The organism is Corallococcus sp. bb12-1 (assembly GCF_026626765.1).
GTDB classification, from domain to species: Bacteria; Myxococcota; Myxococcia; order Myxococcales; family Myxococcaceae; genus Corallococcus; species Corallococcus terminator.
In genome coordinates this window covers 101,445-126,230 of record NZ_JAPNJZ010000037.1, presented here as the reverse complement: position 1 = coordinate 126,230, position 24,786 = coordinate 101,445, and the positions used below count along the sequence as shown (strand labels likewise).

The following is a 24,786-nucleotide window of genomic DNA, read 5'->3' as shown; positions in this document are numbered from 1 at the left end:
TCACGACGGGACCCCGGCGCTTCCCTGTCGCGCGAGGAGCAGCTCCTTGAGCTTCTTGCGGGCGCGGAACAGGCGGGTGCCCACCGTCATGGACGGGATGCCCAGCCGTCGGCTGATCTCCGCGTAGCTCTGTCGCTCCATGTCCTTCATGCGAACCACCTCGCGCAGCTCCGGGGGAAGCTGTTCCACCGCGCCCCACACGTCTTCAAGCGTGTAGTGCGCCCAGATTTCCGGCGGCGCTTCGGCCTCCGCCAGGGTGTCCCCCATCGCGTCGGTGAACTCCTCGTGGGGGTGGCGCCGGTCGTGCCGGCACCAATCGAGGAAGCGTCGAACGAGGATGGACGCCAGCCACGCCATGGGAGGCGCGGACCGGTCATACGTATGAAACGCGCGGAAGGCCCGCTCGTAGGTTTCCTGCAACAGGTCCTTCGCGTCGGAGGGACTGCGCCCCCGACACAGGATGCGGGCCCGCTCTTCCAACGCGGGTGCGCACCGGGCGATGAGCGCCTGGAATTCAGCGGCGTCCTCGCGGGAGGTCGGGCCTCCCTCCTTCACGGTTTCGGAGGACTCCCCGGGCCGGGGGACTGCACGGGGCGATCTCGGGCGGAACACCACGGGGCTGTTCCTAGCAGGCCCCGCCCCGGCCGCGAAGTCCGACGATACCCGCCCGTGCGGTTCCCACCGGGCAGGTAGGCCCCTCTCGCAGGGCCGCCCGGGGGGCTAGCAGGGGCCGTTTCCGATGTTCACGCCCGTGCGCACCCGGGTGGGGAAGACACCGAGTGCGGCCCCGATGCCCGTCACCCGGATCTTGCTATAGCCCGACCCGCCATTGCCGATGTTGAAGCCCAGTTGGCAGTAGGCCGGGAAGGAGATGGGGCCCGTGCCCGCCGGGTGCCAGATGCCCGCCGCGCTGACATTGCCCAGGCTGTACCAGTACCCGTTGGCGTAGCCGAACGCGGCGCCCGCGACCAGCATGCCCTTGCAACCGCTCTCGGTGATGTTGGACGTCGAGGGGATGGCTTCCACGAAGGGCCGGGCGTACGTGCCGTTCAGGTTCGTGATCTCCGTCACGAAGCGGCGGGGGCACGACGTCTGATCGTAGGAGCCATTGGTGGACGTTCCGGCGAAGTCCGCGGTCGAGCAGCGCGGATAGATGGCCGTGACCGACGTGCCGTCCGGCTGCGCCAACACCACGCCCGAGCCCACGCAGGACTCGTCCACGCCCTGCTCCTGGCTTTCGATGGAATCGTCCCCAACAGGAGGGGGCGCATCCTCCAACGGGCCTCCACAAGCGGTGGCGAGCGAGGCGGCGAACAGGAGGGCGAAGGTCGGGGAGGTGCGCATGGGATGGGCTTTCGGAAGGTGGGGCGAAGAAAGGGGGCCCGGGATGGGGCTCCCCTTGGGTTACGCCGGAGGCAGCGCGTATTCCCTACCTGGGGATTAGCAGGGGTTTCCTTCGAGGATTTCCGCGCCCACGCGCACGGGGATCTTGGTCCCGTACGACGTCGCGATGCCCGTCACCCGCACCTTGGAGTAGCCCGAGTCGCCCGGGACGTAGAAGCGCGTCCGGCAGTAGCCCGGGATGCCCGGGATGGCCGAGGGGAGCCACGAACCCGTGCCCGTCACCGCGCCCAGGTAGATCCAGGTGGAGGTGGTCACCGCCCAGGCATCGGCGGAGACGGACTGGTTCTCGCAGGCCGACCTGGAGGTCGGAGCGGAGGTCGGGGCCGCCTCCACGAAGGGCTTGGCGAGCCGGCCACCGATGTTCGTCACATCCACCACGAAGCGGTCGACGCAGGACGTCTGGTGATAGGTGGCGTCCACCGACGTGGCATGGGTGGAGACGAAGCCCGTCTTCCGGCAGTTCCAGACGTAGGGGACCGTCGCGCCGTCCGGCTGCGCCAGCACCGTGCTGCTGGTGAGACAGGGGAGGACCGGCGGGAGCACGATCAGCTCCTCGCTGGCGCTGGCGACCTCGCCCTCCGCTCCTGTCAACGCGGCGCCCTCCTCCAGCGGGCCTCCACAGGCGGTGGCGAGCGAGGCGGCGAACAGGAAGGCGGCGGAAGTGGTGAAGCGCATGGGATGACTCCGGAGGGGGGCGTGGATGAGCAGGACGGTGTTGGGCCCTGACCTGTTACGTCCGGTGTCGCGCTTATTCCCCGCGCCATTTCCACGGCCTTTTCACGCCGTGCTAAGGCGCTGAAGCGTGGACATCGACAAGCCCTATCTGCTGTTCCTGGGGGACGTGAAGGATCAGCTCGCGGCCAAGACGGCACACGGCATCGTGGATTGGCGACCCGAGTGGTGCGTGGGACAGCTGCGGCTGCCCGGGTGCGTGGCGGACTGTGGTCTGCCCGACATGGACATCCCGCAGGCGAAGGCCCGGGGCGCGCGCACGCTGGTGGTGGGCGTGGTGAACGCGGGCGGCGTGCTCGCGGACGCGTGGGTCGCCACGCTGGTGCAGGCACTGGAGGCCGGGCTGGACGTGGCCACCGGGCTGCACAAGCGGCTGGGGTCCCTGCCCGCGGTGGCGGAGGCGGCGGCGCGGCACGGGAGCAAGCTGCACGACGTGCGGTTTCCGGACCAGGACTTCGCCACCGGCAAGGGCACGAAGCGCCAGGGATTGCGCGTGCTGACCGTGGGCACCGACTGCGCGGTGGGCAAGAAGTACACGGCGCTGGCGCTGGAGAAGGAGCTGCGCCATCGCGGGTGGAAGGCCGACTTCCGGGCCACGGGCCAGACGGGCATCCTCATCTCCGGGCGCGGCGTGGCGCTGGACGCGGTGGTGTCCGACTTCGTCGCGGGCGCGGCGGAATGGCTCACGCCGGACAACGACGCGGACCACTGGGACGTGGTGGAGGGCCAGGGCTCACTGTTCCACCCGTCCTTCGCGGGCGTCACGCTGGGCCTTCTGCACGGCGCGCAGCCGGACGCCTTCATCGTCTGCCACGAACCCACGCGCACCACGATGCGCGGCGTGAAGCACGCGCTGCCGTCGATTCAAGAGGTCATCGACCGCACGGTGCTGGAGGGCCGGCTGACGAACCCCGCCATCCAGTGCACCGGCATCGCCATCAACACCGAACACCTGGCCGAGGACGCGGCCCTCACGCTCCTGGAAGCCACCGGGCGCGCGCACGGCCTGCCCTGCGTGGACCCCCTGCGCACGGGGGCGGGTCCCCTGGCCGACGCGCTGGCGAGCCGCTTCCCGCGCGCGTGACGTGCGAAACCCGACCCACCGGGACGGGCCGCGATATAATCGGAGGCACCATGGGACGCATTTTCGAGACACGCAAGGCGACGATGTTCGCCCGCTGGAACAAGATGGCGAAGGTCTTCACGCGCATCACGAAGGACATCGTGATCGCGGTGAAGGCTGGCGGACCGGACCCGACCTCCAACTCCGCGCTGCGCCGGGCCATCCAGAATGCCCGCGCGGCGAACATGCCGAAGAACAACGTGGAGAGCGCGATCAAACGCGCCAGCGGCCAGGACCAGGCCGACTACCAGATCGTCCTCTACGAGGGCTACGCGCCCCACGGCGTCGGCGTGCTGGTGGAGACGGCGACGGACAACATCGTGCGCACCGTGGCCAACGTCCGCTTCCCGTTCACCAAGCTGGGCGGAAGCATGGCCACCTCCGGCGGCGTGTCCCGCATGTTCAAGCGCATGGGCGCCATCCGCCTGGACCCCGAAGGGTTGGACCTGGAGACGCTGGAGCTGGAACTCATCGACCACGGCCTCCAGGAGATGGGCGAGACGACGGGCGAGAAGGGAGAGAAGCAGCTCCTCCTGCGCTGCGAATTCGGCGACTTCGGCAAGCTCCAGGCGGCCATCGAAGCCAAGGGCCTCTCGCCCCTGTCCGCGGAGTCCGAGTACATCCCCCTGGAAGGCACCCTCAAGGAGCTGCCCGAGGAGCAGGCCCACGAGGTCCTCAAACTGGTGGACATGCTGGAGCAGGACGAAGACGTGCAGCACGTCTTCCACAACCTCGCCTGACGCCGCCGCGACGACCGGCCCCTCGTGCCTTGGGGGCCGGGCCCGTCACTGTGGGACGCAGGGCTTGGAGTGGGTGTCCCTGCCGCTCCGGTTGCAGGCCAGGAACTCTGTCAGGGCCCATTCCGGAAGGTTGTCCGTCCAGTAGGCCTCCCCGGGAGAGATGGGCTGGTAGAGATTGGCCTGGTCCGGGCGCAGCGCGGGTTCACGGGTCAGCACCACATGTTCGCCAGGGTCACTGCGGTAGAGCAGGTTGAACTGGGCGTGCTGGTCGACACTGGCCTCGTTGGACGACTCCACGTCGATGACGAAATCACCGCCATAGAAGGTCGACCCGCCCGGGGCCACCGTCGCGCCCGGCGGGGCCTGGAACGCCTGCATGGGTGTAGCGCCATTGGGATAGGCAGGGGGACTAGGAGAGTAATCCGCGCCCGCCGAGACATACACCTTGTCGAGCTTGAAGTAGAAAGGGATTGCCTTGGTGTCTTTGTTATCGATGCGGGTGATTTGATACAGGACGTACTTCCCGCGGGCGTTGTACTGGTTGACGCCCTCGTGCAACACCCGGACATTGTGGATCTGCCGGTAGTGGATGGTGACCACGCTGGTGCAACCCGAGCCCAGCAGCAGAAGCACGAAGGTCGACATCATCCGTCGAAGCGTTTTCATTTCCGGCGAGCATAGGAGATGGAATTCATGGTTCCATCACACCCCGGTGCGTGACGCTCTTGACGAGTGAACACACGCAAGTCCCTGCCGGAACACGAAGGAAGTCCATGTCGGACGAAGGTGATGGGCAGGACCTCCGGGAGACGGTGAAGCGGCTGGAGGCCACGGTCGCGGCGTTGGAGACGCGGCTCGCGAGGCTGGAAGCCCCCGGTGCTCCCCTTCCCGCCTCCGCGCCCCCCGCCGTCGCCCCCCCGGTGGCCGCGCCCGAGCAGCGGGACCTGGAGTCACACGTCGGCACCTACTGGCTGAGCCGGCTGGGCATCGTGGCGCTCATCATCGGCATCGCGTACCTCATCACCTACCGCTTCGGGGAGCTGGGGATGCTGGCGCGCGTGGGCGCGGGCTACCTGTTGAGCGCGGGGTTGGGGGCGTTCGGACTGTGGCTGTCTCGGCGCAATGAGCTGTTCGGCCGCATCGTCTTCGGCGGAGGGCTGGCGCTCGCGTACTTCGTCACCTACGCGCTGCACTTCATTCCGTCGGTGCGGGTCATCGACAGCCAGGTGCTGGCGCTGGTGCTGCTCGCGGCGTTCGTGGTGGCCATCGTCACCATCGCGCACCGGATGCAGTCGGAGACGGTGGCGGGCATCGCGTTGTTCCTGGGGCTGCACACGGGGATGCTCAGTGACATCACCGCGTTCACGTTGCTGTCCACGACGCTGCTCGCGGCGGGCGCGCTGTTCTTCCTCGTGCGCAACCGCTGGGTCATCGTGCCGCTGTCCAGCCTCGTGGCCGTCTACAGCACGCACGTCGTCTGGGCGGTGAGAACAGGCCACATGGCCCCCGGCGCGCCCGAGGAGAGCCGGCTTGCCCTGAGCCTGGGCTTCCTCGCGCTCTACTTCCTGCTGTTCTCCGTGGCGCTGCTCGCCCGTCCGCGAGAGCTGCCCCTGCGCGCGAGCCTCGCGTTCACCCTGCTCAACTGGGTGGGGCTCACGTCGCTGGGCGCGTACGAGGTGGCCCAGGAGCAGGAGTCGCACCTCTTCCGCTTCCTGCTCATCGTCGCCGTGGCGCACGGCGCGGGGGCGCTGGTGGCCCGGCTCCAGCGCGCGCCCGTGGGGCTGATGCACGCATACCTGGCGCTGGGGGCGGTGACGCTCGCGCTCGCGATGCCCGCCCGCTACGAGGACGTGGCGCTGGTGGCGGCGTGGACGGTGACGGGGCTCGTCGCGGGACTGGCAGCGCGCGGGGTGGAGTCCCCGGTGCTGCGCGGCGTGGGCGTGCTCACCCTCTTCGTGGCGCTGGCGGCCTGTGAGTGGGAGACGCCGGGACGGCTGACGCTGCTCGCCGGGCTGGTGGTGGCGTTCGTGCTGGTGGAGCGCGGCGCGACGGTGCGCGTGGCCGGCCTGCCTGAACCGGAAACACGGACGCTGTTCACGGCGGTGGGCGCGGTGGGCGCGGGCCTGGCACTGGTGGCGCTGGTGGGCGCGCGGATGCCGTCCGGGCTCGTCACGCTGGGCTGGGTCATCGCCGCGTTCCTGCTCTTCGGCCTGGGCTTCGCGGTGCGCGAGCGGTGGTACCGGCTGGCCGCGCTGGCGGTGATGGGGCTCGCGCTGGGGCGACTGGTGCTGGTGGACGTGGCGCGGCTGCCCCCGGATCAGCGGGTGCTGACCTTCATCCTCCTGGGGGTGATGCTGCTGGTGGTGTCGTACACGTACACGCGGCTGAGAGACCGGCGAGGCTGATCTGGAGAATCACGCCGCCGCGGCGCACGGCTACGCGACGCTCTACCTCGTCGGTCTTCTCAATCGTCGCGGAAGGTCCACGGACAGGGTGGCGACCGAGGCCGTGGGGGCCGACAACGGACGCTGACAGAGGACATCGGACTACGTTCCGGGTAGGGTACTCCCCGCACAACCCAAACCCGGAGGCCCCGATGGCGTCCCCCACTGATACGCAGGACCCCTTCGAGCGCATCTACGTCGTCTGTGAACAGGTGCCGTCCGGACAGGTGGCCACCTATGGCGACATCGCCGCCATCGTCGGACAGGGCTGCGATGCGCGCACCGTGGGCCACGCGATGGCCGCGCTGGGTTCGCGCGCGGCGAGCGTGCCCTGGCAGCGGATCATCAACCGCACCGGAGGTATCAGCACGTCCGGAGCTCGCCAGCGCGAGCTGCTGGAGGCCGAAGGGATCGCCTTCGATGACAAGGGCCACGTGCGCATGGAGGCACACCACTGGAAGGGCCCGAGCGAGGACTGGGCCCGCGCTCACGGCTTCACCGTGCTGCCGCCCCGGGACGGTCCGGCACCGTCCCCCCAGCTCACGCTCTTCTAGGGCTCACCGAGCGTCAGGGCATCCGGGTACGGGCGTGGAGCGCTCGGCGGCCCGCCTGCTTTTCAGCGCGGAATAAACACGGCACCTTCGTGTCCTCGCCCACTGCTTGGACCTCCGAATGTCGGTTCCCCTGCTTCGTTGGGGCCTCGTGCTCCTCGTCTGTCTCCTGGCGCCCGCCGGGTTCGCGAAGGATGTGAAGGTCCGCAAGGCCAAGGCTCCGGGGTCCCGGCTGGTGCGCGTCCACAGCGGCCACCGGATGCACCGCGACGCAGCCGCCGCCTTCGAGCGCATGGCCACGGAGGCTCGCTCTGCGGGGCAGTCGCTGCTCATCACGAGCGCATGGCGTTCGTACCAGCAGCAGCGCTACCTGTGGCGCCTGTACCGCAAAGGCCGGGGGCCCAAGGCCGCGCGGCCGGGCCGTTCCAATCACAACCGTGGGCTGGCGGTGGACCTCGTCGTAGGCAATGACCTGGACTCGCCCACCTCTGCGTGGCTCGCGGGCAATGCCTGCCGCTTCGGCTTTCGCCGCACGGTGGCCTCGGAACCATGGCACTGGGAATACCGACCGCGCAGCACGCCCGCGCCCCTGGACGGCGAGGACTGTCTGGGTCAGCCCCTGGACGTGGAGCCGGAGCCCGCGCCGGCCGTGGTCCGCACCGACGCGAGCTGATACCCGGATCCGATTTCCCCGATGACTGGATGACTGCTCGATAGGCCATGGTGGACTCATCGCGCTCGGGCGTCATGTTCACCGTGGCCCCCGCGACGGGAGACACGAGCCACCTCATCGCGGAGTTCATGCTCACCAAGGCCCTGGGCGGCGTGCACCTCGCAAGCCCATCGCCGAGGGACGCCAGCGCGAGCGCGCGAGCACGCCGGGGACTGGCGCGACCTGGAGCAGATCCGGCGCTGGGCCGCGAGCCTGGCCGAAGCGCTGGCGCTGGTGGGCGACCTCGGCCCCGCGCCGCAGGGGTCGGAGCCCCACGTCCCCTTCTGAAGCGGTCCGGGCCGAACTCGATGGCGGGAGCGGCAGCACGAAGAGCGGAAGCCTTGGTGTCGTCGCCCGCGTCCCGGGGTGACGCCACGCCTTCAGCCTCGCGCGTCCAGCCGCTCGATGAGGCGCACGAAGTCCGTGAGGTGGCGCACGGCGGTGAAGTGGGCGCGGACGTGCTCGTGGGCCCGGCGGCCCAGGCGGGCGGCGCGCTCCGGATCCTCCAGGAGCGAGCGCACCGCGCCCGCGAACTCCGCCCGGTCCCCGGGGTCGCGCACGAGCAGCCCGTTGTCTCCGTGGACCACCTGGTCCTGGAGGCCGCCCACCGCGCTCGCCACCACGGGGCGGGCCTTCCACATGGCCTCCGTGATGGTGAGCCCGAAGCCCTCCTGGAGGCTCTTCTGCGCCACCACGGCCGCGTGGCGCTGGAGCGCGTTGACGATGGCGGCGTTCTCCTCCAGGTCCCCCATGGGCAGGCACGCCAGGTGGACGCGCTGGCGCACGAAGTGGGGCTGCTGCCGCCACAGGGAGATGACGTCCTGGAGCGTGGACGTCGCTTCCGGATCGTCCGCCACGGAGGTCACCGCCGGACCGGCGAGCACCAGCTGCGCGCGCAGGTCGGGCGACTGCCGCAGCAGCAGCGCGAACCCGCTCATCACGCCCGCCGGGTCCTTCAGCGGATCCCATCGCGACACCTGCACCACCAGGGGGGTGTCGGGCGCTGGCTCGGCGCCCAGCCGCACGATGTCCGCGCCCCGCGACACGCGCGCGGGCACCCCGTCCGCGCGGATGAAGACCGGCTCGGGCGCGTCCGGCGCCCCGCGCAGCAGGCCGGTCGTGGCGAGGATGGCGCGCGCGACCTCGGGCGCCAGGGGCTGGTTCTTCACCGCGAAGATGTCGATGGAGGGCTGGATGACGATGGCGCGGTCCGCGCACTGGGGCGGCACGTAGGCGGCGCGGGTGAAGACGGTGAGCCGGGTGGCGGACAGGCCCGGCGCGAGGAACTCCCACGCCCGCGCCACCTCCGCGTTGGGCGTGTCACAGCCCACGTGACAGCGCCAGACCACGCGGGCGCCCGCCGAGGCCAGCGCGGGCGCCAGCCCCAGGGTCTGCGGATCGTGCAGCAGCACCACGTCCCCGGGCTGCACCAGGACCAGCAGCTCCTCCACGTTGTCGCGGAGCACCTCGTCGTACCGGTCGTGCTCGCCGGCCCCCAACGGCGACCCATCCCCGCGCGAGCCATGCAGCGCATGGTGCAGCCGCTTGGTGATGTGGAAGAACTCCGGGGTCCCGGTCAGCACCAGCCAGCGCGCGTCCACGCCCACCCCGCGCGCGTAGGCGACCAGCCGGGGGATCAGCTCCGCCACGCCGCCGCCCCGCGCCGTGGAGCTCACGTTCCAGAACGTGCGGCCCGCCATGAGGGCCCGGGCCCGAGCGGCATGCGCCTGGAGCGCGCTCCAACCGGCCGCATCCAGTCCGGGCTCGAAGCGCATCAGCGGTTCGGCCTGGACGTGCACCTCGAAGGGCTTGAGCATCGGACCTCCGGTTGGAGCACGCGGCTCCCCGTCACGGACGGATGGCGACCTTCGCCCTGCGCGCGCGACATGCGCGCCGTCACCGCGGGCCGGTCGCCGCGGGCCAGCTCCCGCTGCGCCACCACCAGGAAGGGCACCTCCAGCGGCTGCGCCCTCCGGTCCACGGGGCCCCCAGGCGCTCATTCGGAACGCCAGGAGGTGACGCCTTGAAACTAGTCACTGCGTCCCGGTGTCATCGTCCGGGCAGAGGGGAGGACCCGGAGCACGCCGGGCCGGCTGCCCTGTGGGTGATGGCATCGCCCTTCCATTCAGCCGTCAGGCGGATCCGGCGCGCGAGGCGCTCCCATCACACCGGGCCTGGCCTGCGGACGGCGCTTCGGCGTCAGCGAGCGAGGAAGTCGCGCATCGCGGACACGACCTCCGCGTGCCGCGTGAGCCACAGGTAGTGGCCGGCGCCGTCCAGCTTCACGAGCTTCCAGTTCGGCATGCCCTGGAGCAGCGCGTCCTGCGCGGCCTCGTGCTGGCTCAGTTCGGGAAGGAAGGCCCGGGCGCGTTCCGCCAGGTCCGCGGGCACACCTTCACGCGTGGCCAGGGCTCCGACCCAGGCGGAGAACGCCTGCCCGTCGGAGAGGGCCAGCACCGGCCCTTTCAGCTTAGCGAAGTCCGGCAGTGCCGCGCCGCGCACCGACAGCTCCGTCGCTTCGGGGAGCCGGTGGTAGCGCAGGTAGGCGCCCGTCGCGGCGTCGAACTCGTACGCCTGATCAATTTCGTGCGGCGGGAAGCTGCCGCCCAGGTCACGCGTCAGGATGGCGGACACGGCCTCGCGTGAGGGCTGGCCATCGAGCACGGAGAACGGCAGCGGCGGCAGGGGCCCGTCCTTCAGGAACCCGGCGATCTCCCCCCGGTTGTCCGTGGCGTCCAGGAAGATGAGCGCCTCCACGCGATCCGGGTGGTGGCTGCCCAGCCAGTTCAACTCATCCCCCGCCAGCGAGTGCCCCGCGAGCGTCGCCTTCGCGAGCCCCAGCCCGTCGAGCGCGACCAGCACGTCGTGCCCCAGCGTGGCGCTGTCGTAGCCGGTGGCGGGCCAGCTCGACGCGCCGTACCCGCGACGGGTGAACGCGTAGACGTGGTGCGTGGCGACGAACTCGGGCGCCAGCACGTCGTAGACATGCGCAGTGCTGCCCATCCCCGGCAGGAACACGAGCGCCGGTCCCTTGCCGCCGTAGTCGAGCACCTCCAGCTCCACGCCCTGGGCCACCTGCACGCGCCGCACCTGATGCAGGGGATCCACGCCATTCTCCCCAGGAGGCACGGAGGGCGTGGTGGCGCATGCGGAGAGCAGCAACAACGAGGATAGGAGCCAGGACGTTCGCATGGCCCGCGACCTTCGCACGAATCACCGCACGCCCACGCGAAACCAGCTCCAGCACAGAAAATCACGTATAGTATGTTTTGCTGGTTAATTCCAACCCCATTGAATCCCTCTCCTGGAGACAGACGATGCGCACGAACTGGATGACGAGGACCCCTGCCCTGCTGGTATCCGCGGTCCTGCTGTTGGCCGCTTGTGGCGGGAACGTGGTGGAGGAGTCCGCACCGGAGGCGTCTGGGATTGGGACGGTGGAGGGCGAGGCGAACTCCCCCATCTACGATCGGGCCCGGGCCTATGCCGCCGCCAATCCCAAGCGTGACGGGGGGACGTGGAACCAGTGGTGCGGTTCGCTGATGGTCCGCTTCGGGCAGCTCCCCGACTCCGCGGTGCGGCCCACGGCCATCCAGGCCTACCGGGCGTCGACGATCATCTCGACGAATGCGGCGACGGCGAAGATCGGCGCCTTCCACTGGTGGGACATCGGGTCGGCGGGGCACGTGGGCGCGGACCTGAACGGCGGCGGTGGCACGGTCTTCATGGCGACGTACAACCTGTCGCAGTCCTGGGGGGATGCGATTGGCGTCAACAGCGTCTCCGGCTATTCGTCGAAGACGGGCGCGCGCTACCTGGGCTGGTCCATGGACTACGCGGGCGGACGCATCGCGGGGGGCGGGGGCTCTCCGGGAGGAAGCCTGCCGCAGACGTCCACGGAGTTCGACGGCATCCCGGGTGAAATCTATTACAAGCGCATCCAGACGGTGGGCCAGCGCGACTTCGGCTACACGGGTCCCATCGACGGGGTGACGGGGCCGAACACGGAGAAGGTCCGCGTGCGCATCACCGCGCGCGAATTGAACAACCGGGGCAGCCCCCGCACCTCCGCGCAGGAGGATGGCATCCCCGGCTCCATCTACTGGACCCGCGTGCAGACGGTGGGCCGGAGCTTCGGCTACACGGGCCCCATCGACGGCATCCCCGGGCCCGCGACCTACAAAGCCGAGCACCGGATCTGCGGCTACGCCGTGAACCGCGCGTTCTGACCTGACAGGTGGCCTGACGGCGCGGTGCGTGAGGCCGCGTCGAAAAGGTCCGCGTGGCCGCCGTCGCCATTCGCGGGGCCGTCGGTTAGCGTGCGGCCCTCTCCATGGAAGAGGGGGCCCATGCGCGTCGTACCGTCCATCCTGGAATCCGTCACGGTTCATGCCGAAGGAGCGCTGTGCACACGCGCGTTCGTGCTGTCCCCTGAACAGGGCCACCTGCCCGACAAGGTCCGCATCCAGGGCCTGCCACTGGCCCTGCGCGCCCATTCCCTGCGCGCGCGGGTCGTGGAGGGCCCGGCCGGCCTGCTTGTCCGCGACCTGCGTCCCGCCTTCGAGGTGCGGCTGCCGTCGGAGTCGGACCTGCCCGCGGAGCAGCACTCGCTCGAAGCGGCGGAGACCGCGCTGTCGGACGTGCACGGTCGGCTGGAGCGCGTGCGCGTGGAGCTGGAGGCGATGCAGCGGCTGACGCCCGTCTTCCCGCCCGCGCGCAAGGGCCATCCCCCGAGGGAGGCGCCCCTGACCTCGATGTTGTCGCTGGCGGGCTTCGTGGATTCGGAGCTGGCGGCGCTGCATGCCCAGCGGCTGGAGCTGGAGCGACAGCAGCGCGACGCCACGGCGGAGGTGGAGCTGCGCCGCCGCCGCGTCCAGGAGCTGTCCTCCGCGCTCAGGGGCGACCGGGCCCAGTTGTTCCGCGCGGCGCAACTGACGCTGTCCGGTCCCCTGCCCGCGAACACGGATGCGCGCCTCGTGCTGGAGTACGCCGTGTCGGGCGCGCGGTGGGTGCCCACGTATGACCTGCGCCTGCCCCGCACGCTGGAGGAAGGCACGCTGCGCATGCGCGCCGCCGTGCTCCAGCGCACCGGCGAGGATTGGACGGGGGTGCGACTCTCCGTCTCCACCGCGGACCTGGAGCGGAGAGCGGAGGTGCCGGAGCTGAAGTCGCTGCGCATCGGGCGCAGTCAGCCTCCGCCCGCGCGCTCGGGATGGCGCGAGGCCGCCCCGGGCCTGGACGAGCTGTTCGCGGGCTACGACGCCGTGCGGGCCCCACCCTCACCCGCCCTCCTGATGCCCGAGCCCATGCCCCAGGAGATGCCGGTGTACGAGTCCTCCGAGGAGGAAGGAGGGCTCGAGGACGACGAGGTCTCCTACGAGAAGGAGGCTTCCTTCGGAGGCGCTCCCGGCTCCGCGCCCCGCCCGTCGGCGGCGGCTCCCGCCATGTCCATGCCGCCCCCGCCCCCGAGGCGTCCGGGAGCCCCCATGGTGGGCGGCCGTGCGCCGTCCGCCCCTCGTGGTGGGAGCGCCACCGGGGAGATGGCCGTCCCTCGCCAGTCGCGGAACATGGCGGCCTCGCCCAAGGGGGGCGGGGGAATGGAGCGCGCCAAGAAGCGCAAGGCCGAAGTGGACTTCGACGACGCGCCGATGGCGGACCTGGCGATGCCCGAGGAGCAGGAGCGCTCCGAGGACAGCCTGGAGCCCGCGGAGGGGTTGCTCGACTACGAATCGCTGATGCTGGCCCCTCCCGGTGTCGCGTATCACCGCGGCCGGCTGCAGCCCCGTCCGGCGCACGTCACCCAGGCGATGCTGGCCCTGTCGGCGGTGCGCGTGCAGGTGGACGTGGTGAGCCTCGTGGCGGTGGCCATGGCCAGCGCTGACGCCGTGAACGTGCTTTCGCCGCCCACCTGGGCCGTGCCTCCACGTGAATCCGCGCGGCACTTCGATGCGCGCTTCGACGCGGACGCGAGCGCGGACGTGCCGTCCGACGGGGCGTGGCACACGGTGCCCATGTTGACGCTGCCGGTGGAGTTCAAGGCCGAGTACGTGAGCGTGCCCTCCGTGGAGCCGCGCGTCTTCCGCACGGTGCGGCTGGACAATCCGACGCCCCACCCCCTGCTCGCGGGCCCGGTGGACGTGACGCTGGAGGATGAGTTCCTGATGACGTCCCCGCTGCCCACGATGGGGCCGGGGGAGACGCAGCGGCTGGGATTGGGCGTGGAGGAAGCGCTCCAGGTGGCGCGCAACACCCGCTTCGACGAGGCCACGGGCGGCATGTTCGGCAACAGCACGGTGCTCACGCACCATGTGTCGGTGGAGCTGGCGAACCACCTCAACCGGCCGGTGGACATCTGCGTCTCCGAACGGGTGGGCGCGGTGCCGGAGTCGCAGAAGGACATCAAGGTCGAGGAGACGGAAGTCGTGCCGCCGTGGCACAAGCCCCTGCCCATCCCGGGCGAGGCGGCGGTGGAGGGTGAGCGCGTCTGGCGCGTGAGCATTCCCGCCGGAGAGAAGCGTTCCCTGAAGGCGACGTGGATCGTGAAGCTGCCCGCCAGCAAGATGCTGCTCGGCGGAAACCGGAGGACGTGATGCGCACTTCCATCTTGTTGCCCCTGGTCAAGGTGACGGTCCTGGAGGACCGGGCCCTCATTGAACGCAGTGGTGAGGTGACGCTGCCGCAGGGCGCCACCCGGCTCATCGTGGACGGCCTGCCGGCGGTGGCGGTGGACCGCTCGCTCCAGGCGAAGCTGACGGGCGGCATGGTGACGCAGGCCGGCCTGCGCCGCTCGATGCGCGCCGTGCTTCCGGAAGCCCTGCGGGAACAGCACTCGGAGCTGGCCCGCCGTGCCTTCGAACACGAGCAGGCGATGGAGCTGGCCCACGCGGAGGTGCGGCGCCTGGAGGTGAAGCGGGGCCTGATGCAGGCCGCGCGGGCGGACGTGCTGCGCGCCATCGCCGAGCGCACCGGCGCGGGCGAGGCGGACCCCGCGCGGTGGAAGGAGCAGCTCGACACGCTTCGCAAGGAGCAGACGGCGACGGACGACGCGCTCCGGCAGGCGCGGCGCCACGAGGCCCGCCTCCAGCGTCAGCACGAGCAGGAGACCCGCGACATCCTGTCCCGCACGGAGCGGCCGGAGCCCACGCTGGACGTGCGCGCGGAGCTGGACGTGAGCCACGCGGCGGGAGGCACGGCGACGCTGACGCTGACGTACCTGGTGCCCTGCGCGGCCTGGCGCCCGGCCTACCGCGCGGCGCTGCACTCCACGCCGGAGGCGGCGACGGTGACGGTGGAGTGCGAAGCCGTCGTCTGGCAGAACACGGGCGAGACGTGGAAGGACGTGACGCTGGCGTTCTCCACGGCGAGGCCCACGCTGGGCGCCACGCCGCCCCGGCTCCAGGACGACTGGCTGTCCTTGCGCGACAAGACGGTGCGCGAGAAGCAGGTGGTGGACGTGTCCATCCGCGAGGAGGCGCTCCAGACGACGGGCGAGGCCGGGGCCACGAAGGCCGCGGATGCGCTGCCCGGCATGGACGACGGCGGCGAACCGGTGACGCTGGCGGCGACCCACAAGGCCACGGTGCCTTCGGACGGCGAGGCCCACCGCGTGGCGCTGTTCGTCTTCACCGCACCGGCGAGCTCGGAGCTGGTGGCGTGTCCGGAGCAGTCGCCGCTGGTGCACCGGGTGGCGAGGTTCGACAACACGGGGCCGGCGGTGCTGCTCGCGGGCCCAGTGGATCTGGTGCGCGAGAAGGGCTACGTGGGCCGCGCGCAGTTGAAGTTCTCCGGCCGGGGCGAGCGGGTGAAGCTGGGCTTCGGCAGCGAGGACTCGCTGCGGGTGTCGCGGCAGGTGGACGTGGGTGAGGACGTCGCGCGCATCACCGGCCGGCGCACGCGCACGCAGCGGGTGAAGCTGTTCGTCTCCAACATGGGGGCGAAGCCGGCGGACCTCGCGGTGGAGGAGCGCATGCCGGTGTCGGAGGTGGAGGCGGTGGAGGTGGCGTTGCTCAAGGACGCCGCGAAGCCCGCGCCCACGAAGGTGAGCGAGGAAGGCATCGTGCGCTTCCAGCTGAACCTGCCGCCGCGCTCACGCCAGACGGTGGCCTTCGGCTTCACGGTGTCCAGCGCCGCGAAGGTGTCGGGCCTGTAGCCACCGCGAGACAAGAGGAGCCCGGGAGCCATGCCCTTCGCGACGAAGTCCGGCCGCCGCATCCACTACGAGGTCGAAGGTCATGGCCCTCCCCTGCTCTTGTTGCACGGCCTGCTCCAGTTGGGTTCGCACTGGACGCTCAAGGGGTACGTGCCCGCGTTGAAGGACACGTACACGGTGGTGACGTTCGACTCGCTGGGGCACGGCCAGAGTGACACCCCACACGAGCCCGGAGCCTACGGGCTGCGACGCCGCGTGGAGGACGTGCTGTCAGTGCTCGACACGCTGTCGATTTCCCAGGCGCATGCGTGGGGATATTCGATGGGGGGTTGGACGGTGTGTGGGCTGGCGGCCTTCGCGCCGGAGCGGCTCGCGTCGTACGTGGTGGGCGGCTGGGATCCTGTCAATGGCCTGCGCACGGCCTACGCGGCGCTGTCGAAGCAGGTCCCGTCGGAGCCGGAGGTGGACTGGTTCCAGGTGTTGCTGATGGGCGCGCGGCGCGCACCGGAGCTGGCGGAGGCCATCGAAGCGGGAGACCTGGAGGCGCTGCGGTGGTGCCTCAAGGCCTGCGAGGACACGACAGGCCTGGATGATGCGCTGGTGCGGTCCGGAAGGCCTGGGCTCCTGTACTGCGGAGCCCAGGATCCGTATCACGACCCCATGAAGGCCGTGGCGGAGCGGGCCGGCGCGGACTTCGCGAGCATCGAGCACGCGGACCACGGTGGCGCCTGGGCGAAGGCGGCGAAGGTGTTGCCTCGGGTGCTGCCGTTCCTGGCGTCCGTCAACCGGTAGGTCCAATTCATTGGGCGGGCTGGAGCGCCACCACCCGGACGTCAACGTCCTTGCAGGCGGAGTCCTTGCAGGTGCCATTGAGCCACGCCTCGCCCTTGCCAAACATCACCCCCTTGGCATTGACGAAGAGGTCGGCGTAGCGCTGCCCGGTGATGGCCTGCGCGACGGCGGGCGTGACGATCGCGTCGTAGCGGGCAATGAAGGCCTTGGCATTGGCGAGCTTCACCTTCTTGCCGCCGATGCTCGCGGTGAAGGGATACGCGACCATCGCCGCGACGGCACTGGCGTCGTGCGCGGACACCGCTCGCTGCAACGAGGCCACCGCCTGTTCGTACTTCGCGGGGTCGCCCAGCACGGTGGTGATGCGGGCGTTGACCTCGGCATGGTCATCCGTCGCGGCAGGCGTCCCGGAATCGACAGGAGCGGCGGCAGGAGCCTCCTCACGCGGCGCGGCGGGAGCCTCCGTGGGTGTCTCCCGTTGGGTTGTTGCCGGAGGCTCGGCGCGCTGACAGGCGGTCAGCGACGCGATGACCAGCAATCCTCCCACGATGTGTCCTTGCATCCATGCCCCCGGCCTGGAACTCCTGTCCCTGGCAATCCGGGCACGCTACCCGGGCCAATGGGACGGCTCGGCGTCAGGCCCGACGATTCGCGGTGGAGCGTGGAGTCGTGGCCGAATCGAGCGTTGACTGACGGACGGGGTCCTGGCCTCGGAGGGCCGCCGCATCACTGCGCGGCCTTCACCATGTCCCGGAGCTGCTGCGCGGCCATGCTCACGGGCATGCGCCGCAGCAGTGCATCGCGCACGAAGCGGGCGGCGCCATTCTCCCATTGGCCCACGCGGCCCATCTGTCGTGAGCGCTCAACCATCTGGTTGGCGCGCGTCAGCCGGCGGGCCTCGTAGGCATGCAGCGCGTCTTCCACCGCCCCGGGCGCCGCCAGGCACTCCGCCAGCACCACGGCATCCTCGATGGCCTGACAGCCGCCCTGGCCCATGTTCGGCGTCATCGGGTGCGCGGCGTCGCCCAGCAATGTCACCCGGCCCCGGCTCCAGCGCCGCAGCGGAGGACGGTCGTGGATGTCCGTGCGCATGACGCGCTCGGGAGGCGTCACATCCAGCAGGGCAGCGATGGGGGCATGCCACCCGGAGAAGCGTTCGCGCAGGACAGCGAGCGTCTGTCCCGGTGCATCCTCCGCTCCCGCCGGAGCATTGAGCGTGGCGTACCAGTACACCTCGCCGTGACCGATGGGCACGATGCCGAAGCGCGCGCCGGGCCCCCAGGACTCGGAGAAGTGCCCCGGGGAGACGAGGTCCGCGGCCGGGCACACGCCGCGCCAGCTCGTGTAGCCGGAGTACCGGGTGGGCTGTTCCCCCCACAGGCCTGTGCGCACGGCGGAGCGCAAGCCATCCGCTCCCACCAGCACGTCACCGGACACGGAGGTGCCATCGGACAGGGAGGCGGTGACGCGGGCTCCGTCGTCCTGGAAGCCGGTCACCGCGACGCCCAGGCGCACGGTGTCCTCCGGGCCCGCATGGGCATGCAGGACGGACTGGAGACGGGCCCTGTGCAGCGCCACCATCGGAGCATCCAGTTCCCGCTGGAGCGAGGCCACGTCCACCCGGGTGAGCTGCGCTCCCGCCATATCGAGCACGACGGAATCCACGGACCGCTCCCCGGCGGCCACCACCGCGTCGCACAGCCCGATGCGGCGCAGGGCGAGCGAGGCGTTCATCTGCACGATGATGCCCGCACCCACCTGTCGAAACGCGTCCGCACGTTCGAGGACCGTGGCGCGCAGGCCGGCGCGGCGCAGGGCGCAGGCCAGCGTGAGCCCTCCAATGCCAGCCCCCGCGATGAGGACGTGTCGGGAGGAGGGAGACGCGACGGAAGGCGAGGTCATGGCTGCCTTTCAGCAAGGCCCGCGCAGGAGGTCAACCGAACCAGCGGCCGGAGTCCGGGGCGAAGATTCGCACACGCTCCAGCAGCGATGCGGGCAGGCGGGCCTTGAGGGTCGCGTGGACCTGCGCGGGGCTGTAAGCCTGACTGAAATGCATCAGGACCAGGGCCTCGTTCTGGAAGCGGTCGGCCATGGAGGCGATCTCCTCCAGGTGGATGTGGGCCCGCTCCTGCGCATCGCGCACGGTGCGCTCCGCGTCGATGAACGTGCATTCGAGGATGAGCACGCGGCTGTCGAACAGGGATGGCTGGCGCTCCAACACGTTGGACAGCGTGTCGGTGCAGTAGGCCAGCTCCAGACGTTCGACTTCATCGAAGAGGGGCTCACCGGCCTGGCGACGGCGGCCGATCTCCGCCGGGGGCAGCTCGCGGTACTCGGGCTTGAGCTTGGAGACGCGGCGGATGAACTGGTAGCCCAGCGAGGGCACGGGGTGGTGCGTGCGAAAGGCACGCACCCACAGATCCTGCTGAACCTTGAGGGTGTCACCGGGACGCATGGGGACGGTGTGGAGGTCCGCCTTCATGCGGTGCAGCCGCCCCAGCGCCGCGATGGCCTCCTGGACGGGGGCTTCAATCTCCGCGGGGAGGTAGACCTGCGGTGGGCCCTTCCCCACCAGCGCGCGGATGCCGAGGAGCGACCCCAGCGCGCTGGCGTGGTCCGCATGGCCATGGCTCAGGAAGATGCGGTCGGTGCCGGCGAAGGAGCGGATGGGAACGCCAGCATCCAGCAGCACTCCCAGTTCCGGCACGAGGAGCGACGTGTACACGCCGCCCACGGAGATACCGCGCACGGTATAGGGTCCTGCCTGCACCTCGGTCAGCATGCGGCAAAGCTTATGCGGACTTCGGAAGGAAGGCGCCCGTGCGTTGGAAGCCGCTGTGGACGGTGGGGTTGGCGGGCATCGCGGTGCTGCTCCAGGGCTGCGGGCATGGGCAGGGTCGGCTCAAGCTCGACTCCGCGACGAATGCCTGCCGGACCCAACCCGCCTACTGCGCCCAGGCCGCCGGACAGGAGTCCATCCTCCCCCGGGCCATCCGGGCCGTGGGGACCGCGGGAGGTTCGGCGGTCGCGGCGGCGAAGCTCCTGGATGAGGCGCTGCTGGAGCAGGTCACGGAGGCCATGGAGGAATGCGCGGACAAGGCCCGGACAGATGTCATCCTTGAGCACTTCGGAACCCGAAGCCCGACCCGGGAAGAGTGCTTGAAGGAGGTCATCGACCCCCAGGGGAAGACCGTCACCCGGGCCATGCTGCTCGGGGTGGAGATGCATCGTGTCGCCCTGCGCTGTGCCGAAGAAAAGCTGAAAGACCTTCGACCCGGCGGGTTCAGCATCGAACCCACCTACAAATATGACCCCAAGAGCAGGAAGAAAACATGGCTCTCACAAGCCGCCGTGGACCGAATCATACAAAATGGAAACCATGGAGAACTGAGAGGCACCCTGGTTCCGGACGTGGTGATTCATGCCGGCCATCCAGAGAAGAGCCTGGCTGTCTTTGACTTCAAGTTCCCCTGTGTCGACATTACCAAGCGACCCAAGTGGCGAGAATACCCGCCAGGACACACCTACGAAGGAAGCGACCAAGGCGCCATGTACCGCCAAGCATTCGGCGAATCCGCCGTTTATCAGGTTGTCCCTTGGCTGGGGGCAGGGATCTAAGCATGGAATCCTCAAGAATGCAGGTCACACGCAAGGGCAGAGCGGTCACACAAGAAGACGTGAGCATCTGCTTCTATCTTCCAAGACCAACAGCAGAAGTTATTGAAAATGCATCACTGTCGTTGCAGGAATTTCTCAAAACAGTTGGAGCGGGCGCCCTGAACCACTTCGCGGACGCGGAGGGTGAATGGCAGGAGCTGAATGAGTCCGGATGGGAAACCGTCTACAAGAAGTTCCGTAACCCCAAAGGATCTTCTGTTGCCCTCACCAATGACGCCCCCTATCCAGACAAATACGAATTCGAGTACAAGGGCCATGACATCCATGGCCCATTACTCCGTCATTACCCTGGCGCAGTGACCGCAGTACGATTCATTCTCCCCATGGCGTGGATGAAAGCCCATGGCCCTCAACGCGTCAGGGAGCTGGCACTCGCCCTGGCCGCGCTACTGCCCTTCAGCTCGGGGCACGTCGGACTTTCGGCCACAGGCTTCCTGGATTTCGGGAACGTCATGAGAGATCTCGTCCCCCTCCTGGTCCCCTATCCAGGAGTCGACGTCCAGGATCTTCAGATGACCGCTCATCACATCGGCACCCGCCTGCGCGTCCCACACTGGATGACGTTCATTGGGGAGCCAGCCCTGAGCGAAATGGGAGGCACGGACTTCCTGCGCTCCCAGCTCCACACCCCAGGCACCACCGTGGAGTCCCTGGACGCGTCCCGGGCCGTTGTCACCCTGGGCCCGGCCCCGGAACCCGGAGGCCCCGACCAGCCTCTACCCGCCTACCGGGAGCTGGCCCGCGTCCTGGAGCCCTGGGCCTTCCATCCCCCCAACGGCCCCCCAGGCTTCCCCGCCGCGACCTTCCAACAGTGGGACCGCCGGTTCCTCGACTGAACCGGCGTCCCGACTTCACACGTCAGTTCTTCGCGCGCTCGTACTGGTGCGGCCAGAGGACATCCGCGTGCAGCTCGCTCGCGGCGCGCAGCGGCCAGTACGGATCTCTCAGCAGCTCGCGGGCCAGGATGACGACGTCCGCCTGCCCCGTGGCCAGCACGTGCTCGGCCTGGAACGCGGAGCGGATCATCCCCACGGCGCCCGTCAGGATTCCCGCCTCCTTGCGAACCTTCTCCGCCAGTGACGTCTGGTAGCCCGGCCCCACCGGAATCTTCACACCGGGCACCACACCGCCCGACGAGCAGTCGATGAGGTCCACGCCCTCCTTCGCCACCAGCTTCGCCAACGCCACCGAGTCCTCCGGCGTCCAGCCTCCCTCCACCCAGTCCGTGGCGGAGACGCGCATGAACAGCGGCTGTCCTTCCGGCCACTTCGCCCGCACCGCGCGCGTCACCTCCAGCGCGAAGCGCGTGCGGTTCTCGAACGAGCCGCCGTACCGGTCCGTCCGCTTGTTCGACAGCGGCGACAGGAACTCGTGCAGCAGGTAGCCGTGCGCCGCGTGCAGCTCCACCACCTGGAACCCCGCGGCCTTCGCGCGCACCGCCGCGTCACCGAACGCCTTCACCACCCGCGCGATGCCCGCCTCATCCAGCGCCGCCGGCTTCGGATAGCCGTCGTCGAACGCTTCGGCCGTCGGCCCCACCGTCGTCCAGCCACCCTCCTCCGGCATCACCGTCGAGCCGTGCTTCCCCGTGTCCCAGGGCCTGAGCGTGGAGGCCTTCCGGCCCGCGTGCGCCAACTGCACGCCGGACGCGGCGCCGTTCTGGTGCAGGAAGCGGTTGATGCGCGCCAGCGTCTCCACATGCGCGTCCTTCCACAGCCCCAGGTCCTGCGGCGAGATGCGGCCCTCCGGCTCCACGGCCGTGGCCTCCGTCATCACCAGCCCCGCACCACCCACCGCGCGACTGCCCAGGTGCACCACGTGCCACTCGTTGGCGAAGCCGTCCTCGCTCGAGTACTGGCACATGGGGGACACGACGATGCGGTTGCGCAGCGTGATGTCGCGCAGCTTCAAGGGGGTGAACAGCTTCGTGTTGCTCATGACTTGTCCTCCGGGGGAATCGATGTCTGTCGTTCAGGCAGCCCCAGCGCCTCGCGCACCTGCGCCGTGCTCCTGCCCATCCAATGCCGTCGGTGGTTGTCCTGCGTCGTGAGGCTCCGCGTCTCCATCCGGTCCACGTAGAGCGTGCCCTCCAGGTGGTCCACCTCGTGCTGGAGGATGCGCGCGTACCAGCCGCGCGCCGACAGCGTCACCGGCTGCCCATTCTCATCCAGCGCCTCCACCCGCACGCCACGCGCCCGGGCCACCAGCGCCGCGAGCCCGTTCACGCTCAGGCACCCCTCGTGGAACTCCACCGGGGTGGGGTCCTCCACCACCAGCCTCGGGTTGATCAACACGTGGAACGCCACCGGCGCCCGCTCCCGCGTGGCCAGGTCCGCGGGCGTCGCGCCGGCCTGGTACTCGGCCCGGTCCTCGATGACCACCAGCCGCAAGCCCACCCCCACCTGGGGTGCCGCGAGCCCCACGCCGGGCGCGTCCCGCATCGTGTCGCGCATCAGCGCGATGAGCCGGCGCGTGTCCTCACTGCCAATTTCCTCGGGGGTCAGCTCCCGCGCGCGCTGTCGCAGCACGGGCTCCCCTGCCTGGACGATCTTGAGCACCATAGGTGGCCCACCGTAACAAGCGCTCCACTGCCGCGCTGCATCACCGTGAGACGGGCACGGGCCCGGTCGCCCGCCTTCCCACGAGGAAGACGTCACCCCCTCCATCTCCGGGCATCACCGGCCTCACGGAGGAAGGGTCACTGACGATAGGCTGCGTCGCACCATGGCTCGCCGCAAGAAGGCCGAAGAGACGACCGCGCGCGTTCGCAACCTGCTCGCCCTGGACGCCGCTGGAATCATGCGCCGCCTGGCCGCACGCCGGGAGGAGATGTTCATCCTCTTCTCCCGCCTGCGCAGCCGGGGCCCGCTGGTGGAGACGGTGTCCTCGCACTACGCCGAAGGCGCCTTCATCCAGCTCATCCACCTGTCCGAGAAGGAGCAGGCCGTGGTGGATCATTTCTACGCACGCCTGGACGAGCTGCGCTGGTACTTCACCTACACCGAGGACATGCCCGGCACCGCGCACCAGACCTTCATCACCCTGCACCGGCGGCTGGAGGAGAGCTACCGCCTGTTCGTGGAGACCATCGGGCTGCCCGTGCAGCCGGACGGCGTGCGCGTGGTGAACGCGGAGGCCATCCGCCACGAGGAGACGGCGGTGGAGGCCACGCCCGTGGCGCTCGCCCCCCTGCCCCGCCGTCGCCGCGCGCCGCCCGCCTGAATCAGGCCGCGGAGGCTTCAGCCGCCGCCGCGTCCACGCTCGCGTCCGTCGTGGACCGGGCGCCGACCTTCGCCAGCCGCATCATCGACGCCTTGCCCACGACGACGTCCACCATCTTGCGCGCGCGCGTCCAGACGCTCTCCTGCACGTAGGGGATGCCGTACTTCTCGCACAGGGCCTTCACCTGGGGCTGCACCTGGGCGTACTTCAGCATCGGCAGGTCCGGCCAGAGGTGGTGCTCAATCTGGTAGTTCAGCCACAGGTGCGCGTAGTCGTTGAGGTCGCCGCCCGTGCGGTAGTTCGCGCTGCCCAGCACCTGCTGCACCATGCGCTCCGCCTTGTTCGCGGGCGCGCTGTCGAAGCGGTACAGGTCCTCGCCCGTGTGGTTGGGCCCCACGACGAAGAATGTGTGCAGGTTGGTGACGACATCCGCCATCACGGAGTTGCAGAACACGCTGAACGCCGCCCACGGGCTCAGCACCAGGAACGCCGCCGGGTACAAGCCGAAGTAGACGGCCGCGTACGGCAGGTAGCAGCGCGTGATGAGCTCCCACACCTCCGCCCGCGTCAGCCCGCCGCCTTCACGCCGGCCCTTGCGCCGCAGCGACCCCAGCGTCTCCGGCGCGTAGTAGCTGGCGCGCCAGGTGATGGCCAGGAGCGCCAGTTGCACGTAGCGCAGCGGCAGGGGACGGCTGGTGTCCCGCAGCGTGCCCTCCGCGTTGCGCTCCAGCAGGTCGGGATCCGCGTCCTCGCCGGTGTGCGAGTGGTGCAGCACGTTGTGCTCGAACACCCACGCCTCCGGCAGCATCCAGTCCAGCCAGTCGAGGAAGCGCCGGTGGCCCTTCGCGAACGCCTTGCTCGTGCGCGACGCGGGCAGGCCCGGCACCCGGTCGTAGCCCCGGTGTCCCACGTGGTGCATGAGCAGCCAGCGCGTCGAGCGCCCCAGCCCCAGCGCCACCGCGCTCAACGGGTTCGGGGCGATCCACGCCGTGGCCACACCCAGCCCCGTGGCCACCCGGCCCCAGCGCTCCAGCTTGCGCAGGTGCGCCGCGTCCGCCTCGCCCAGGGAGGCATCCACCTGGGCGCGGATCTCCTTCAGCTCCCGGTAGAAGCCCTCCGCGTCCACGGAGGCGAGGTCGAAGTCGGGGGTGCCGCGGGACATGGAAGGACTCCTCGGGAGCGGGACGGGGAACCACGGGCACGGTCGGTGCGAAGCCGCACGCTAACCTCCGCCCGGAG

24 protein-coding genes are annotated in these 24,786 nt (G+C 69.9%); 12 read left to right on the top strand and 12 right to left on the bottom strand.

Annotated features, from left to right (window positions below; translation table 11 throughout):
• From OV208_RS41020 to OV208_RS41010, 3 genes are all read right to left on the bottom strand, one after another.
• Complete coding sequence (locus OV208_RS41020) at positions 1 to 555, bottom strand: RNA polymerase sigma factor (protein ID WP_267579428.1); 555 nt, start codon at positions 553 to 555, stop codon at positions 1 to 3.
• A 165-nt stretch (positions 556 to 720) separates the two neighbouring features.
• Positions 721 to 1,344, bottom strand: coding sequence for a hypothetical protein (locus tag OV208_RS41015; protein WP_267579427.1), 624 nt, complete (start codon positions 1,342 to 1,344; stop codon positions 721 to 723).
• Positions 1,345 to 1,440: 96 nt separating this feature from the next.
• Positions 1,441 to 2,079, bottom strand: a complete 639-nt coding sequence (locus OV208_RS41010) for a hypothetical protein (RefSeq protein WP_267579426.1) — start codon at positions 2,077 to 2,079, stop codon at positions 1,441 to 1,443.
• 127 nt (positions 2,080 to 2,206) lie between these two features.
• Here OV208_RS41010 and dgcN point away from each other — a divergent pair, with 127 nt between their 5' ends.
• Positions 2,207 to 3,220, top strand: a complete 1,014-nt coding sequence (gene dgcN / locus OV208_RS41005; RefSeq protein WP_267579425.1) for an N-acetyltransferase DgcN — start codon at positions 2,207 to 2,209, stop codon at positions 3,218 to 3,220.
• Between the two features lie 50 nt (positions 3,221 to 3,270).
• Positions 3,271 to 3,999, top strand: coding sequence for a YebC/PmpR family DNA-binding transcriptional regulator (locus OV208_RS41000; RefSeq protein ID WP_267579424.1), 729 nt, complete (start codon positions 3,271 to 3,273; stop codon positions 3,997 to 3,999).
• 45 nt (positions 4,000 to 4,044) lie between these two features.
• Here OV208_RS41000 and OV208_RS40995 read toward each other — a convergent pair whose 3' ends face one another.
• Positions 4,045 to 4,647 (bottom strand): hypothetical protein, encoded by a 603-nt coding sequence (locus OV208_RS40995; protein WP_267579423.1) that lies wholly within the window; start codon positions 4,645 to 4,647, stop codon positions 4,045 to 4,047.
• 125 nt (positions 4,648 to 4,772) lie between these two features.
• Here OV208_RS40995 and OV208_RS40990 point away from each other — a divergent pair, with 125 nt between their 5' ends.
• The 3 genes from OV208_RS40990 (at position 4,773) to OV208_RS40980 (ending at position 7,667) form a co-directional block, all read left to right on the top strand.
• Positions 4,773 to 6,404, top strand: a complete 1,632-nt coding sequence (locus OV208_RS40990; RefSeq protein ID WP_267579422.1) for a DUF2339 domain-containing protein — start codon at positions 4,773 to 4,775, stop codon at positions 6,402 to 6,404.
• Positions 6,405 to 6,595: 191 nt separating this feature from the next.
• A complete protein-coding gene (locus OV208_RS40985; protein WP_267579421.1) occupies positions 6,596 to 6,997 on the top strand; it encodes an MGMT family protein in 402 nt (133 codons plus the stop codon).
• A 118-nt stretch (positions 6,998 to 7,115) separates the two neighbouring features.
• Positions 7,116 to 7,667 carry a M15 family metallopeptidase gene (locus tag OV208_RS40980; RefSeq protein WP_267579420.1) on the top strand — a complete coding sequence of 184 codons (552 nt, stop codon included), beginning with the start codon at positions 7,116 to 7,118 and terminating at the stop codon, positions 7,665 to 7,667.
• A 419-nt stretch (positions 7,668 to 8,086) separates the two neighbouring features.
• Here the strand turns inward: OV208_RS40980 and OV208_RS40975 are convergent, their stop codons facing one another.
• Together OV208_RS40975 and OV208_RS40970 are read right to left on the bottom strand one after the other, a co-directional pair.
• Positions 8,087 to 9,523, bottom strand: coding sequence for a glycosyltransferase (locus tag OV208_RS40975; protein ID WP_267579419.1), 1,437 nt, complete (start codon positions 9,521 to 9,523; stop codon positions 8,087 to 8,089).
• Between the two features lie 382 nt (positions 9,524 to 9,905).
• Positions 9,906 to 10,898: an alpha/beta fold hydrolase gene (locus OV208_RS40970; RefSeq protein WP_267579418.1), complete on the bottom strand. Its 993-nt coding sequence runs from the start codon at positions 10,896 to 10,898 to the stop codon at positions 9,906 to 9,908.
• 125 nt (positions 10,899 to 11,023) lie between these two features.
• On the opposite strand from OV208_RS40970, the gene OV208_RS40965 reads away from it, so the two are divergent.
• From OV208_RS40965 to OV208_RS40950, 4 genes are all read left to right on the top strand, one after another.
• Positions 11,024 to 11,935, top strand: a complete 912-nt coding sequence (locus OV208_RS40965; protein ID WP_267579417.1) for a hypothetical protein — start codon at positions 11,024 to 11,026, stop codon at positions 11,933 to 11,935.
• 120 nt (positions 11,936 to 12,055) lie between these two features.
• Positions 12,056 to 14,296, top strand: a complete 2,241-nt coding sequence (locus OV208_RS40960; protein WP_267579416.1) for a DUF4139 domain-containing protein — start codon at positions 12,056 to 12,058, stop codon at positions 14,294 to 14,296.
• Positions 14,296 to 15,855, top strand: a complete 1,560-nt coding sequence (locus OV208_RS40955; RefSeq protein ID WP_267579415.1) for a DUF4139 domain-containing protein — start codon at positions 14,296 to 14,298, stop codon at positions 15,853 to 15,855. The genes OV208_RS40960 and OV208_RS40955 overlap by 1 nt, the downstream gene beginning before the upstream one ends.
• A gap of 30 nt (positions 15,856 to 15,885) precedes the next feature.
• A complete protein-coding gene (locus tag OV208_RS40950; RefSeq protein ID WP_267579414.1) occupies positions 15,886 to 16,647 on the top strand; it encodes an alpha/beta fold hydrolase in 762 nt (253 codons plus the stop codon).
• A gap of 7 nt (positions 16,648 to 16,654) precedes the next feature.
• Here the strand turns inward: OV208_RS40950 and OV208_RS40945 are convergent, their stop codons facing one another.
• The 3 genes from OV208_RS40945 to OV208_RS40935 form a co-directional block, all read right to left on the bottom strand.
• Positions 16,655 to 17,209, bottom strand: coding sequence for a hypothetical protein (locus OV208_RS40945; RefSeq protein WP_267579413.1), 555 nt, complete (start codon positions 17,207 to 17,209; stop codon positions 16,655 to 16,657).
• A gap of 164 nt (positions 17,210 to 17,373) precedes the next feature.
• Complete coding sequence (locus tag OV208_RS40940) at positions 17,374 to 18,549, bottom strand: FAD-dependent monooxygenase (protein WP_267579412.1); 1,176 nt, start codon at positions 18,547 to 18,549, stop codon at positions 17,374 to 17,376.
• Positions 18,550 to 18,580: 31 nt separating this feature from the next.
• Positions 18,581 to 19,429 (bottom strand): MBL fold metallo-hydrolase, encoded by an 849-nt coding sequence (locus tag OV208_RS40935; protein WP_120540785.1) that lies wholly within the window; start codon positions 19,427 to 19,429, stop codon positions 18,581 to 18,583.
• A 38-nt stretch (positions 19,430 to 19,467) separates the two neighbouring features.
• Between OV208_RS40935 and OV208_RS40930 the strand changes: the two genes are divergently transcribed.
• Positions 19,468 to 20,265, top strand: a complete 798-nt coding sequence (locus OV208_RS40930) for a hypothetical protein (RefSeq protein ID WP_267579411.1) — start codon at positions 19,468 to 19,470, stop codon at positions 20,263 to 20,265.
• Positions 20,266 to 20,282: 17 nt separating this feature from the next.
• Positions 20,283 to 21,161, top strand: a complete 879-nt coding sequence (locus OV208_RS40925; RefSeq protein ID WP_267579410.1) for a type VI immunity family protein — start codon at positions 20,283 to 20,285, stop codon at positions 21,159 to 21,161.
• Positions 21,162 to 21,183: 22 nt separating this feature from the next.
• On the opposite strand, the gene OV208_RS40920 is transcribed toward OV208_RS40925, so the two are convergent.
• Together OV208_RS40920 and def are read right to left on the bottom strand one after the other, a co-directional pair.
• Positions 21,184 to 22,263, bottom strand: a complete 1,080-nt coding sequence (locus tag OV208_RS40920; protein ID WP_267579409.1) for an NADH:flavin oxidoreductase/NADH oxidase — start codon at positions 22,261 to 22,263, stop codon at positions 21,184 to 21,186.
• A complete protein-coding gene (def, locus tag OV208_RS40915; protein WP_267579408.1) occupies positions 22,260 to 22,886 on the bottom strand; it encodes a peptide deformylase in 627 nt (208 codons plus the stop codon). Before def ends, OV208_RS40920 begins: the two co-directional genes overlap by 4 nt.
• Positions 22,887 to 23,049: 163 nt before the next feature.
• On the opposite strand from def, the gene OV208_RS40910 reads away from it, so the two are divergent.
• Complete coding sequence (locus tag OV208_RS40910; RefSeq protein ID WP_267579407.1) at positions 23,050 to 23,547, top strand: hypothetical protein; 498 nt, start codon at positions 23,050 to 23,052, stop codon at positions 23,545 to 23,547.
• Position 23,548: 1 nt separating this feature from the next.
• Here OV208_RS40910 and OV208_RS40905 read toward each other — a convergent pair whose 3' ends face one another.
• Positions 23,549 to 24,709 carry a fatty acid desaturase family protein gene (locus OV208_RS40905; RefSeq protein ID WP_267579406.1) on the bottom strand — a complete coding sequence of 387 codons (1,161 nt, stop codon included), beginning with the start codon at positions 24,707 to 24,709 and terminating at the stop codon, positions 23,549 to 23,551.
• Positions 24,710 to 24,786: the final 77 nt, after the last annotated feature.